This is a genomic window from Nostoc sp. LEGE 12454 (genome assembly GCF_056620565.1).
Window position 1 is genome coordinate 42,715 of record NZ_JBWQXL010000007.1, and the last position, 12,929, is coordinate 55,643.

General features: G+C 42.3%; 15 protein-coding genes. 5 read left to right on the plus strand and 10 right to left on the minus strand.

The window, feature by feature from the left end; translation table 11 throughout:
- Nucleotides 1–17: 17 nt before the first annotated feature.
- Entirely contained in the window at nucleotides 18–1,220 is a 1,203-nt protein-coding gene (locus AC1F2U_RS09660) for an alpha/beta hydrolase (protein ID WP_480260905.1), read from the minus strand.
- 175 nt (nucleotides 1,221–1,395) lie between these two features.
- Between AC1F2U_RS09660 and AC1F2U_RS09665 the strand changes: the two genes are divergently transcribed.
- Nucleotides 1,396–1,617 carry a hypothetical protein gene (locus AC1F2U_RS09665; RefSeq protein ID WP_480260906.1) on the plus strand — a complete coding sequence of 74 codons (222 nt, stop codon included), beginning with the start codon at nucleotides 1,396–1,398 and terminating at the stop codon, nucleotides 1,615–1,617.
- Between the two features lie 110 nt (nucleotides 1,618–1,727).
- On the opposite strand, the gene AC1F2U_RS09670 is transcribed toward AC1F2U_RS09665, so the two are convergent.
- The 3 genes from AC1F2U_RS09670 to AC1F2U_RS09680 all read right to left on the minus strand — a co-directional run bounded on the left by AC1F2U_RS09670 (nucleotide 1,728) and on the right by AC1F2U_RS09680 (nucleotide 6,145).
- On the minus strand, nucleotides 1,728–2,375 hold the full coding sequence (locus tag AC1F2U_RS09670; protein WP_480261106.1) for a Uma2 family endonuclease: 648 nt from the start codon (nucleotides 2,373–2,375) through the stop codon (nucleotides 1,728–1,730).
- 486 nt (nucleotides 2,376–2,861) lie between these two features.
- Nucleotides 2,862–4,379 (minus strand): M16 family metallopeptidase, encoded by a 1,518-nt coding sequence (locus tag AC1F2U_RS09675; RefSeq protein WP_480261107.1) that lies wholly within the window; start codon nucleotides 4,377–4,379, stop codon nucleotides 2,862–2,864.
- A gap of 44 nt (nucleotides 4,380–4,423) precedes the next feature.
- A complete protein-coding gene (locus AC1F2U_RS09680) occupies nucleotides 4,424–6,145 on the minus strand; it encodes a M16 family metallopeptidase (protein ID WP_480260907.1) in 1,722 nt (573 codons plus the stop codon).
- Between the two features lie 151 nt (nucleotides 6,146–6,296).
- Here AC1F2U_RS09680 and AC1F2U_RS09685 point away from each other — a divergent pair, with 151 nt between their 5' ends.
- Nucleotides 6,297–6,911, plus strand: coding sequence for a TetR/AcrR family transcriptional regulator (locus tag AC1F2U_RS09685; RefSeq protein ID WP_480260908.1), 615 nt, complete (start codon nucleotides 6,297–6,299; stop codon nucleotides 6,909–6,911).
- Nucleotides 6,912–7,048: 137 nt separating this feature from the next.
- On the opposite strand, the gene AC1F2U_RS09690 is transcribed toward AC1F2U_RS09685, so the two are convergent.
- From AC1F2U_RS09690 to AC1F2U_RS09700, 3 genes are read right to left on the minus strand one after another with little or no spacing between them, the layout of a single operon-like run.
- Nucleotides 7,049–7,498, minus strand: a complete 450-nt coding sequence (locus AC1F2U_RS09690; RefSeq protein ID WP_480260909.1) for a DUF4332 domain-containing protein — start codon at nucleotides 7,496–7,498, stop codon at nucleotides 7,049–7,051.
- Complete coding sequence (locus AC1F2U_RS09695) at nucleotides 7,488–7,802, minus strand: hypothetical protein (RefSeq protein WP_480260910.1); 315 nt, start codon at nucleotides 7,800–7,802, stop codon at nucleotides 7,488–7,490. Before AC1F2U_RS09695 ends, AC1F2U_RS09690 begins: the two co-directional genes overlap by 11 nt.
- A gap of 54 nt (nucleotides 7,803–7,856) precedes the next feature.
- Nucleotides 7,857–8,600: a class I SAM-dependent methyltransferase gene (locus tag AC1F2U_RS09700; RefSeq protein ID WP_480260911.1), complete on the minus strand. Its 744-nt coding sequence runs from the start codon at nucleotides 8,598–8,600 to the stop codon at nucleotides 7,857–7,859.
- Between the two features lie 92 nt (nucleotides 8,601–8,692).
- Here AC1F2U_RS09700 and AC1F2U_RS09705 point away from each other — a divergent pair, with 92 nt between their 5' ends.
- Nucleotides 8,693–9,157 carry a DUF29 domain-containing protein gene (locus AC1F2U_RS09705; protein WP_480260912.1) on the plus strand — a complete coding sequence of 155 codons (465 nt, stop codon included), beginning with the start codon at nucleotides 8,693–8,695 and terminating at the stop codon, nucleotides 9,155–9,157.
- An 8-nt stretch (nucleotides 9,158–9,165) separates the two neighbouring features.
- Here AC1F2U_RS09705 and AC1F2U_RS09710 read toward each other — a convergent pair whose 3' ends face one another.
- Entirely contained in the window at nucleotides 9,166–9,966 is an 801-nt protein-coding gene (locus AC1F2U_RS09710; RefSeq protein ID WP_480260913.1) for a PhzF family phenazine biosynthesis protein, read from the minus strand.
- A 222-nt stretch (nucleotides 9,967–10,188) separates the two neighbouring features.
- Between AC1F2U_RS09710 and AC1F2U_RS09715 the strand changes: the two genes are divergently transcribed.
- Both AC1F2U_RS09715 and AC1F2U_RS09720 read left to right on the plus strand, forming a co-directional pair.
- On the plus strand, nucleotides 10,189–10,443 hold the full coding sequence (locus AC1F2U_RS09715) for a hypothetical protein (protein WP_480260914.1): 255 nt from the start codon (nucleotides 10,189–10,191) through the stop codon (nucleotides 10,441–10,443).
- 47 nt (nucleotides 10,444–10,490) lie between these two features.
- The gene (locus AC1F2U_RS09720; protein ID WP_480260915.1) at nucleotides 10,491–11,873 is read left to right on the plus strand and encodes an aminopeptidase P family protein; all 1,383 of its coding nucleotides are present in this window, start codon (nucleotides 10,491–10,493) and stop codon (nucleotides 11,871–11,873) included.
- Between the two features lie 31 nt (nucleotides 11,874–11,904).
- On the opposite strand, the gene AC1F2U_RS09725 is transcribed toward AC1F2U_RS09720, so the two are convergent.
- Nucleotides 11,905–12,264 (minus strand): hypothetical protein, encoded by a 360-nt coding sequence (locus AC1F2U_RS09725; protein ID WP_480260916.1) that lies wholly within the window; start codon nucleotides 12,262–12,264, stop codon nucleotides 11,905–11,907.
- Between the two features lie 184 nt (nucleotides 12,265–12,448).
- Nucleotides 12,449–12,913, minus strand: coding sequence for a CYTH domain-containing protein (locus AC1F2U_RS09730; RefSeq protein WP_480260917.1), 465 nt, complete (start codon nucleotides 12,911–12,913; stop codon nucleotides 12,449–12,451).
- Nucleotides 12,914–12,929: the final 16 nt, after the last annotated feature.

The window sequence follows — 12,929 nt, forward strand, 5'->3', positions numbered from 1 at the left end:
TGAGTCTGCGAATAAAATCATTGCCTCAACAATGCCCAAGCCAAAAACCTCTCAGTATAATACAACGCTAATTGATTGCTCACACCGTTGAAAACAGCATCAAAAGCGTGTTCTGCCCAAGGAATTTCTAGAAAAACCGCAGTGTTACCAGAATCATGTAAACGTTCATACATCTGTCTGCCAAATCGCGCTTGCACCAAATGGTCGCGACTGCCGTAAATTAATAAAGTTGGCGGTAAAGGGTGCGTTAGGTAATTTATCGGTGAAGCAATTTCATACCGATTAGGCAATTCTTCTAAAGAACCACCAAGAAATGCTTTTAAAACAGCGCGAGAATTTATAGGATCGGGATTTGGTGGTGTTTTGTATCCTTCAGTTAAGTTAACAGGGCCGTAATAGTTCACCACGGCACGAATGGGTGGTGCATCGGGTTGATAAGCCGCTAGCATTGCTAGATGTGCCCCCGCAGAACGTCCTAAAAGTACCATACGTTCTGAATCGGCTTCATATTCAGCTGCATGTTTGCGAATAAAATTTAGGGCTGTACGCACATCATCTAATTGAGATGGAAACTGATATTTAGGTGCGTGTCGATAGTCGATCGCAAATACCGTATATCCATGATTAGCAATATATTGATTAAACTCGGTATTGGCATGAGTATTGCCATATTGCCAAGCTCCACCATAAATTACTACCACTGCTGGATATTTCCCTACCTCTGGGGGTTGGTAAACTTCCATTTTTAAAGGCACTCCCCCAGGAGAAGCAAAGAGAATATCTTTTTGATGACGTGTTTTACCTAATGCAATACCCCGAAAGAAATTAACTAAGCCAAAGGGATGGGTTTGCATATTAGCCCTGACTTGAACTGGAATTTGCTCTACATAATTTGCTCCCAACCCTTGTTTCATCGCTTTAGCCATCTGCATTTGAGTTAGTGGGATATTCACTAGCACCCATCCGCAAATTAGCAATCCGATTAAACTGAAAATGCAAACTAGGCGTTGTAGTTGACGGCGACGGATATAGAATAAAGACAACAATAAAAAGATAAAATTTAATAATAATAACCAAGGACTGACTTCTGGCGCTCCTACTGCTAGTGTGAGTAAAAACATATTTGGAGCAGGAAGAATAATCCAAGCACTAAGAAATAGACTTGCAAAACTGAGTAACAATGCAAGCGATGATAAAAATATTTTGGGTTTAACAAACATAGATTAAAATGCGGTAAGAATGGCTTTAAAGAAGTACAATTTATCCGCTAATGTTAAGGTTGGCAATAGTTCTATAGCGGTTCTCAGTTTAATCCAATACAGACCTAACCCTCAACCCTTTTGCTTCAAGGTAAGGGGAGTAAGACTCAAAGCGCCTCTCTTTTTAGGAGCTACGGTGTACACACAAGTCTCTCGACCTGCACCTTTGTTGAATCGACCTGCACCTTTATTGCATCGACCTGCACCTTTATTGCATCGACCTGCACCTTTGTTGAATCGACCTGTACCTTTATTGCATCGACCTGTACCTTTATTGCATCGACCTGTACCTTTATTGCATCGACCTGTACCTTTATTGCATCGACCTACAAAAATTAACCCACCCTACGTTACATAGCAACTTTAAAAGACTTGTGTGTACACTGTAGCTTTTTAGCAGAGAGGTCTAAACTGTACTGTACACAAGTGAGAACTACTATATATTTTGAATAATAATGACAGCATACATTATGGCTGTTGTATTTGCTTTTGTACCCAACGACGAAAAGCTTTGAGCGTTGCATTTCTGCCTGCTGTTGTACTTTGCTCCAGATATTGGGGAATCACTTCAATTAGTGGAAATATAGGAAAATTTAGGCTTTGCTGTGATTCTACATAACGTCCGTCTTGCAAAACATTAATTTGGAGCTTTCCTCGATCGAAACGCCAAAGTTCAGGCACTTTTAGCGCTTCATAAATATTAGGATGAGTGCGAGAAGTAATATCAATTTCTAAAGCTAAATCTGGAGGAGGGTCTACCGCTAAATCTAGTCGCTTTTTGCCGCGAATCTTAGATTCATTTTTTATATAAAAACACTGGTCGGGTTCTATAACTTTAGCTATTGATTGGTTATTGAAAGTAGTAGAACCAAGGCATCTAAACTCAATGTCTAATTCTTCCAAAAGAGCTTTGACTAAATCACCAATAATTTCTTTATCGTCTTCATGTTCTGGCAGTGGTGCCATAATCTCCAGTATTCCCCTATCATAAGCAATTCGTACTGCTCGGTGTTCCCCTAAATCTTCTAGAATTGCTTCCAATTCCTGCCAGGTTACATCTCGTAGTAGCACTCTTTGTCCTGGTGGAACATGGATGCGCTTTAATTCCAACAACATCATCTCCACTCCCGATAGTTAAAACCTAAATTTAGCTTACTCTAGTTGACCTGATAGGGGCGACGATTTTTGCTGCTTTATAGAAGTGTATGCTGGAGCGATCGCTTCTATAGCAATCCTATTTGAGTTGTGAAAAATATAAATTAGAAAACGAACCGCCATCGCGCAGCGTCTCGTAGAGAAGGACGCCATCGCGTAGCGTCTCGTTAGAGAAGGACGCAAAGGAAAGAAAGAAGAAAGAGAGATATAATTTTCACGAATGATTTAGGACTGCTATATAAAGATGAATAGGTAGAGAAAAACCTCTGGGGACTCCAGAGGTTTTGGTTCCTGATTTAGTTTCTACTTGTTACTCCAATTTGTTCTTAGTCATTTCCCGATAATGGAGAAAATGATTTGAACAACAAGATCCCCGACTTCTTAGACAGTCGGGGATATGAACCTTGCGATTTTATTTGAATACTGAGTATCTACCCATCTACGCTATTAATTCTTTGCCTGTGGCTGCGAACCAGGAATCGTTACATCTATTGGTGTTACCTGTTTAGCTAACTGTGTCAATGGCGGTTGAATGGCGCTTTGATTCCCCACTACTAGAGTCACAATCTTTTCTGGTTTGAGATATTCTCGTGCTACCCGTTGAACATCGGCTGCTGTGGTGGCGGCGACGGCTTTTTGATAGCGAAAGAGAAAATCAGCAGGATAGCCGTAATATTCGTATCGCATCAACCGTGATAAGGTTTGGCTGGGGTCTTCAAAGTTGAATACAAAGGAGTTGAGTGTAGACTCTTTGGCATAAGCTAGTTCTTGTGCTGTCACTCTTTGAGTTTGGGTGCGCTTGATTTCAGCTTGTAAGGCTTTGACAAACTGGACGGTAGCATCCGATCGCGTTTGTCCACCAGCGATAAATATGCCAGGATAATCGTAGCGGGGACTCCACTGTCCATAGACAGAGTAAGCTAAACCTTGACGCGATCGCAATTGATTAAATAAGCGTCCACCAAATCCATTTAACACTCCATTCAATACATCCAGCGCTGCATAATCGGGATTGTCGAAACGTCCGCCTAAATGCCCGATAAGCACACTACTTTGCGTCAGTTGGGGTTGATTGACAAAAAAGACTCCACCTGTATTAGCTGGCAAAACCTTTGGTAATGTGGGTTTAGCAATACCTGGGTTACGCTGCCAATCGCCAAACTTGGCTTGAATCAGCGATCGCATTTTCTTACTCTCAAAATCGCCCACAATCCCCAAAATCATATTATTGGGGTGGAAATATTGCTGATAAAACTTGAGCAAATCCTCACGCTCAACTTTATCCACCGTTGCATACTCGATTGTGCGAGAGTATGGGCTATCTTTGCCATAGATCAATTTCTTAAATTCTCGACTAGCAATCCCGTCTGGATTGTCATTACGACGGGCAATGCCACCTTTGGCTTGAGTTTTCGCCAAGTCTAGCTTTTCTTGAGCAAATACAGGCGATCGCAGTACCTCCGCAAACAGCCCAAACACTGTCTCTAAATCTTCACTGAGAGCGTCAAAGCTAGCACTACCAGAAGTTTCACCAATACCAACTTCCACTGATGCTGCCCGTTGTTCTAATATTTCGTTGAGTTCATCAGGCGAATGCTGCTTAGTTCCTCCAGTTCGCATCACTGCGCCTGTAAAACCAGCCAACCCAACTTTCTCCATTGGTTCCAAGCGATTCCCTGTGCGTACAAACGCTGTACCATTCACCAACGGTAACTCGCGATCTTCCATTAAATAGACAACCAAGCCGTTTTGCAGCACAAACCGTTCATACTTGGGTAACTTAATTTCAGGTAGCGGTGGTAGCTGCAACTCTGTGTAATGTTTCGCCTCAGCCGTTGCCGCCAGAGAAAAATTACAAGTTAAAAGTAAGCACGCAAAAACAGCAACCAAAGCATAAATCAACCCTTTCTTATTTTGAATTTTCAACGCTATCTGCCTTTTACCCTTCACCTTAAACCTCTGCATATCTCTCTTCCTTTGCGCCCTTTGCGTCCTTTGCGGTTCGTTTTTCATGCTGCTTTCGATAACAGCTTCCCAATCGTGCGATTTTTCGGCGTAAAAGTTTCTTTTGCTACCCGTTGAATATCAGCCGTCGTCACCGCTGAAATGTCATCCAACTGCTTAAACAAATTCCGCCAAGAGCCAGTTTTCACTTCATATTCCAACAATTGTTGAGCCATGCCCATATTGGAATCGAGAGTACGTAACAAACCCGCCCGTGCTTGGGTTTTCACTCGTTGCAAATCAACTGCCGCTACAGGCTCAGTTTTTAATTTGTCAATTTCTTGACGCAAAGCCACCGCCAACTCATCAACTGTATGACCAGGAGCTGTGAGAGCATAGAAAAAGATCAAGTTTGGGTATTTATCTCCAGGAAATCCACTGTAACCTTGAGCATTTAGCGCCAAACGTTGCTTTTCTACCAAAGACTTATATAGCCGCGATGTGCGTCCATCACTTAATAAACTGCCAATGATTTCATAGACGGCATTATCTGGATGAGTAATCGCCGGACGATGATAACCTTCTAAATACCAAGGTTGAGAAGGTAGCTGTAAAGTCACTTCCCGTGTTTGTTGTTGTGGCGGTTCTACTGGGATTTGTTCAACAGCTTTGGTTTTAGCTTGAAAGCGACCAAAATAAGTTTGTGCCAGTTTTTTCACCTGAGTGGGATTGACATCTCCGACAATAGCGATCGCTAAATTACTTGGTACGTAGTGAGTATCAAAAAACTTTTGGACATCTTCTGGTGTCAAATTGCGGATATCTTCGTCATAACCAATCACCGGACGCCTGTAGGGATGGGCTTTGTAAGCAGTATCGATAAACTTTTCCACCATCAATCCAATCGGTGAATTCTCTATCCGCATCCGTCGTTCTTCTAAAATTACATCTTTCTCTTTATAAAACTCACGACGAATTACCGGATCGAGAAATCGCTCTGACTCCAACGACATCCAAAGTTCTAGCTTATTGGCAGGAAAGCTGTAAAAATAACGAGTCGCTTCGGTTGAAGTATTGGCATTTAAACCCACACCTCCCGCTTGTTCGACAATTTGCCCCAATTCATTTTGCTTGACTAGCTTACCTGCTTGCGATTCCACTTGCTCAAACTGAGTTTGTAACCGAAGAACCTCAGCTTTTCTGCCATCGGCTTTCGCGGTTTTAATTTGAGCATTCAACTGCTCTAAGGTATCTAGTAGCGGTTTTTCTTTTTTGTAGTCTTGTGTACCAATGCGCGTTGTGCCTTTGAACGCCAAATGTTCCAGAAAGTGAGCTACACCAGTTTTACCATCTGGCTCATCCACACCACCCACATTCGCATAAGTGAGAAAAGAAACCACGGGCGCTTGATGCCGTTCCAAGACAATAAATTTCAAACCATTGTCGAGGCGAAACTCCGTTAACTGTTTAATAACTCGATCGAGATAAGGTTGGATTGAACTTTGAACTGGCGGGGTTGGAGTTTTAGTTTCTTGAGGAGGAGGTGCTGTCTGAGTTTGAGCTAGAGCCACTTCTGGCAGCAATCCCCATGAGAAGATAATTAAAGTCAAGAAAGTGACAAATAACCGCCGTAATCTGACAGATACGCGATCTAACCAATCCAAAATCGTTCGACTGAGCGAAGTCGAAGTCCCCAATCGTTCGACTGAGATGTTTGGCGATCGCTCAGTCGAGCCACGTTCGCGACGAAGTATAAAATCCAAAATTGACCGACTGCTCTGGTTCATAAGCGAGAAGTAAGATAAAGTTACATTACCTAAATAACAGGATACTTAGCAAAAGAGCGTTAATCTTGTATTAAGCTTTCAGTAGCTCTTTGCACTTGACGTTAGACAATAATGCTACAAGCCTTGTTACGGATATCTAACCATAACTGTTATGCGAGTTTTTAATTCTTCCCCACCCTCAGAGGCTCAGACGCGCACCCGGATTTTGCAGGCAGCACAACGGTTGTTTGCCTCTCAGGGATTTGACGGCACTACCACCCGCGATTTAGCACAAGCGGCAGGTGTAGCTGAAGGTACTCTATTTCGTCATTTTCCAAATAAAAAAGCAATTTTGGTGGAAGTAGCCACGAGTGGCTGGGTAGAGATTCTTACAGATTTGCTCACAGAATTAAGTGAAATGGGCAGCTATAAAGCCGTCGCTCAGGTGATGCGTCGCCGCATGTGGAATTTTCAAAAAAATGCCGATTTGATGCGCGTTTGTTTTATGGAGGTGCAATTTCACCCCGATTTGCGCGATCGCATTCAATTAGAAGTGATTACCAAAATGACTGATGTCGGCGAAGCATTCTTTCAAACAGCGATGGATAAAGGTATTTATCGTCAAGGAGACGCGAAGTTAGTTGCGAAAGTTTTCTTAGGAATGTTTGCGATCGCAGGTTTCTCTAACAACACCCTCATCGAACCTGATGCCTCTCCCCAACAAATGCAGGAAATGGCCGAAGGACTCGCTGATATTTTTCTTAATGGTGTTTTAGCTAAAGAGTAGGGAATTGGGAAAGAGGAGGCAGGAGGCAGAAGGCAGGAGGCAGGAGGCAGAAGGCAGGAGGCAGAAGGCAGGAGGCAGAAGTTCTTTAATTTTGAATTTTGAATTTTGAATTGATTCTCCTTAATCCCACTCCCCACTCAGCACTTAGCACTCAGCACTATTTTCGCTTGCTGACTCCATTGTTGTACTAGCTCAATTGCTGGACACAAATCTCGGCGCTGCATTGTTGCTACTTGTAAGCGCATAATTTGTTGGTGCAATCTGTGAGTGGGAGTTTGAGCTAACTGCACTACAGAACCAATACCTGCATGGAGCAATAAACCACAATATTGTGTCCCTACGCTGGGAATACGCGCCAAGTCAGCTAAAGCCATCCATTTATTTACATACTGAAGATGAATCTGTAGTTTATTTGCTAATGCTAGTCTTGACTCTAGAGTTTTACCTTGTTTGACTAGCGCTACTGTGCTAGTAATCCCACAATTTTGGAGTTGGGATTGTTCCTCATGGCTCAATCCAGGTAATTGCTCAATTGGCCAATCACGAGATTGGATAGGATTTATACTATCTTTGTGTTTAGCAGACATTTTTGAAATCAAAATATAGCTTGTTAAATATTGTGACAGTTGCTTCTCCTTTAAAAGTACGCTCTTGTGGTTTAGTGTTTGTATTGATGTGCAATTTTAAGCCAATCTTCTGCAATGCGATTGTTTCGCCTAACAATGCGATTGCATCGACTAACAATGCGATTGTTTCGCCTAACAATGCGATTGCATCGACTGACAATGCGATTGCATCGACTAACAATGCGATTGTATCGACTGACAATGCGATTGTTTCGCCTAACAATGCGATTGCATCGTCTGACAATGCGATTGTTTCGTCTAACAAATATTAGATATCTTGCAAAACTCCTTAACACCCTTTAACCAAATGCATTGACAGCTATTTTAGGCAGGTAATGCCGAGCATATCGGGATAGTCAATGTAATCCTGCCAGAACTCGGAGCCAAATTTTTGTATGCCTTTAGGAGAGACTATTGGATGATGCCAGTGGATCTCTTTAAAACCAGCACTCATCAAGACCCATTCATAAGTCGCTTTGCTAAGGTAGTAGTTATCAATACTGATAGACTCACCGTCATCAGGAATGCTCAATGTTAAGGTTATGGGCGTACCTTCCTTGAGCGAGTCAGCACATCTCCTAGCAATGCCATATTTCTGATGTTTATCATAAAACTCTGGAAGCAGTTCTAAATTATTGTTCAAACTGACGAATCGACCACCAGGTTTAAGATGAATTGCTATGGACTGACACATTTTGAGTAGTTGCTCTTTAGTTGAAGCGTAATTGAGCAAGTAGGAGGCTACCACAAGATCGAAGCTGCCAATAGAACCAATTTCCATGACATCAGCGATGATATATTCAATTTCAAGTGGCACAGACGCTTCTTCAAGTCTTGCCAACTTTATCATTTCTGAGGAAATATCCACACCAACCAAACGTGCAGCGCCATTCTGTTTGAGCAATCGTGTGAAAAATCCTTCTCCACAAGCTAGATCGAGGATTGATTTCCCGGCAACATCTCCGATCAAATTTAAGTATGTATATGCCTCACCATACAAGCGATAAGGCAATTTGTTAAGTTTTTGAAACTGGAGAGCTATGCGATCGTACTCGGCTGCCATTTTTTCACCTCACTTGCAAAAGCTTCCTTGACGTTAAAATGGGCGTAAAGTATCTCCAATTTAGGTAGTATACGGTAGATTCCAGCAAGCTCATGACCCAGATTCCGAAAACCGCAGCCCAGTTGTATGAAACAGACTTTGCAGCATGGACAGAAAAAACTGTACAACTCATTCGTGCTGGACAATTTGGACAAGTAGACTGGGATGCTGTGATTGAGGAGATTGAAAGTTTGGGACGGTCAGAACGACGAGAGTTGAAAAGCCGCTTAGAAGTATTATTACAGCATTTGCTCAAGTGGCAATATCAATCTAGTTTGCGGAGTGGCTCTTGGCGAAATACTATTGATGAGCAGCGCCACAAAATTGCAGATTTACTGCAAGAGAGTCCCAGCCTCAAGTCTTATTCAGAAGAAGTTTTAGCCCAGTGCTATCATCGGGGATTGAAAGCTGCTAGTAATGAAACTGAACTACCAATAAATGCGTTTCCAGTGGAATGTCCTTATTCCATTGCCCAAGTTCTTGATGGTGAATTTTTGCCGGATGTTATTGATTTGTAATATGAGGTTTATGCGGTAATTAACTCGCCTCGTAGCACAGTTACCGCTTGTCCGGCGAGTAAGACGCGATCGCCACCGTCATAATACACCTTCACCACGCCACCGCGACTGGATGCTTGATAAGCCAAAAACTCATTTTTGTGCAAGCGATCGCTCCAGAACCAAGCAAGACAGCAATGAGCCGCTCCTGTAACTGGGTCTTCATTAATACCTAATCCCGGTGCAAAGAAGCGAGAGACGAAATCATATTCAGAATCAGAGTCAGTGAGGCTGGTGACAATGACATTAGGAATCGGCAACGTTTTGAGTAGTTGAAAATTAGGCTGTATTTGCCGCACCAATTCTTCAGATTCCAATTCCACTAGATAACCTAGTGAATTCTGCAAGACAGATTTGTAGGGTATACCCAAAGCTTGCTTGAGTTCTGGAGGAGCGACTGTTGCTTGTGAGTGATTTACTGGAAAATCTAACTCAATCCAATCACCTTGTAACTTCGCAATCAGCACTCCACTTTTGGTATAAAACCGTGCAACTTCATCAGGTAACAAATGTCCCTCTGACCAAAGTACATGGGCACTAGCTAAAGTTGCGTGACCGCAAAGCGGAACTTCTACTGTGGGCGTAAACCAACGCAGATTAAAGCCATCATCTTGTCTGACTAGAAAAGCTGTTTCAGATAAATTCATCTCCTGCGCCACGTTTTGCATCCAGCGCTCATCTTGGGGAGTAGGCAAAACACAGACAGCAGCCGGATTACCTGCCAAAGGTGTATTGGTAAAAGCATCAACCTGAGTAATGATTTGTCCCATTAGATAGACTCACCTTGAAAGTTAGACAACAATATATTTATCAGGAGTATATTAAAGATTTATGCATCGTAGTATTTTGTCAAGCTAGCTTTGAGGGTTTGTAGTAAAAATTTTAATTCTTAGAAAATAAGGACTAAAGTCCTTACTACGAAATTGTTTAATGAGAACCACTATATACAGTACCTTAGAAATTAGGAATACAATCTCCAAAAACTAGAGTCAATGTTAAAGCAAACCGAAAACGTGAGGATAAAAATCTTCAGAAGCATCTTTGCTGCTGTCAACTTAGCGCTAATTTCTGGAGGATTAGTTAGTTGTGTTGTTGAAGCCCCGCAGCCACTTGCACCAATTGAGCAACAAAAACCAGAGTTACAACCTAACCAGAACGACAAAGATGACGATCGCAAAGATGACGATCGCAAAGATGGCGATCGCAAAAATGATAAACAAGATGACGATAAAGACGATAACGACTAAATACAGGCAAAACTGTCACCTTTATCCTTTTCTTTGAGTTTACATTTATGCTTATCTCACAAACTTCTACTTCCCTCGCGGAAACTTTACGCCACCGACGACAACAACTAGCCAAGCTGATTGATTTTCCAGCAATTCTGTGGGCGGGTAGCAATAATCCGCGCAATTTTCCCGCCAATACCTTTCCATTTCGTGCTAACAGTCATTTCCTTTATTTCGCCGGACTGCCATTACCAAAGGCGGCAATTCGTCTAGAAGCAGGCAAACTAGAACTATTCATCGACGATCCGTCACCCAGTAGCGCCCTTTGGCATGGAGAAATGCCAACGCGCGAAGAAATAGCCGAGAAGATTGGGGCGGATGTGGCAGGGCCAATGGCAGAATTAGAATCTTGGCTAGAAGATGCCGCTACACTTGCCGTCCAAGATGCAGCTACTTGGACGCAGCAATCGCAGCTATTAAATAGATGGGTTTTACCACAAAGTCCTCCCCAAGGAATTGACTTGGAGTTAGCGAAGGCGATCGTTTCACTCCGCCTCACTCACGATGATGGTGCATTAACCGAGTTGCGAAAAGCTGCGGCACTCACTGTCAAAGCTCACAAAGCGGGGATGGCAGCAACACCCCAAGCCAAACTAGAAGCAGAAGTTCGGGCAGCGATGGAAGGGGTGATTATTGCCCACAATATGACTACCTCTTACAACAGCATTGTCACCGTTCGCGGTGAAGTTTTGCATAACGAGCAGTATCACAATAGTTTGCAACCAGGTGATTTACTACTTGCCGATGTTGGTGCTGAGACTGAGACTGGTTGGGCAGGTGATGTGACTCGCACTTGGCCAGTTTCGGGCAAGTTTTCATCCACCCAAAGAGATATTTATAATGTGGTGTTGGCAGCCCATGATGCTTGTATTGCCAAAATCCAGCCTGGTGTAGAGTATGGGGATATTCATCTGCTAGCGGCTACTGCGATCGCTGAAGGTTTAGTAGAGTTAGGCATTTTACAAGGAAATCCCCAAGATTTAGTAGAGATGGATGCCCACGCGCTGTTTTTTCCTCATGGGATCGGCCATCTACTGGGTTTAGATGTGCATGATATGGAAGATTTGGGCGATTTAGCCGGGTATGAAGAGGGGCGTGAAAGGAGCGATCGCTTTGGCTTAAGCTATCTCCGTTTAAATCGTCCCCTGCGTCCAGGAATGTTAGTCACAATTGAGCCTGGTTTTTATCAAGTACCAGCAATTTTAAATGATCCTAATGTCCGTTCAAAATATCAGAATGTGGTGAATTGGCAGCGTTTATCTGAATTCGCTGATGTCCGGGGAATTCGCATTGAAGATGATGTTTTAGTTACTACAAAAGGCAGCGAAGTTTTAACAGCCGCATTACCAAACGATGCCGATACTGTAGAAAATCTAATTAATGGCTAAGTTTATACTGACAGGCATCCATAAAGGATGCCTAATTACTGGATCGATCTTTAATGTAGCCGAGCATTTGATTTCGCACATCACGTTCAGATCGTGAATCCAGCAAGATCCCTAACATAGAGACATCACGCTCATCATCCGTGTTAGAGTACTGCGCTGGATCTCGATTTACCTGTACTTCTGCAATTTTTACGCTTTCTGCAACCACCTCAAAACGCACTTTGAAAATACAAAAACCAGTCCAACTACGATGCAAGTATAGCCAAGGAGCCTCATAGAAAATGAACCACTTATCTTCCATCTGCTCTGGAATGACTCCAGCAGCAATTCGGTCGAATTCTTCCTGTGAGTAAACTTTTTCTAGCGTTAGATTTTTGCATACAGAAGGCATAAGTTCTGTTTTCCTATAGACATCTTGCAAAAGTAACTTTTGCTTTCCGGTTGGGGAAAGGTTAAAGGTTAAAGGTAAAGGGGAAATTCCATCCCTTTTCCCTTTAATCCTTCGCCTTTCCCCCACTTCTGCAAGAAGTCTAATCATTGCGTTTGGCTATTCGCATAGTTTTGATTTCATTCTATTACCATTGTGAAAAAGGGTATTTTACTAAATTGCTGTTGAAATATCTAGAGTCATCAGAAACTTCTTGTCCAATCCAGTTTGGTAATTCAATTTGCTGATTTTCATCAGTGAGTTCAACTTCTGCTAATATCAGTCCTTTATTAACACCATCAAACTCATCTATTTCCCAAATCAAACCACCCGACTCTATTTTATATCTGGTTTTTTCTATAAAGGGACGTTGACATAATGTCTCAAGTATTTCTTGAGCATCTTGAACAGGAATAAGATACTCAAACTCTAATCTCGAATATTTAATATTGGGGCCTTTAATCGTCAAATAACTTTTTTCCCCTATTATACGTATGCGTACAGTTGCTTTATCTTGTGTAGCAATATATCCTTGACGATATACACTACCTTCAGCTAATCCTCTCCAACTATCTCCTCTCACTAAATATTTACGCTCTATTTCTTTTGCCATTTTATTTACCAAATTA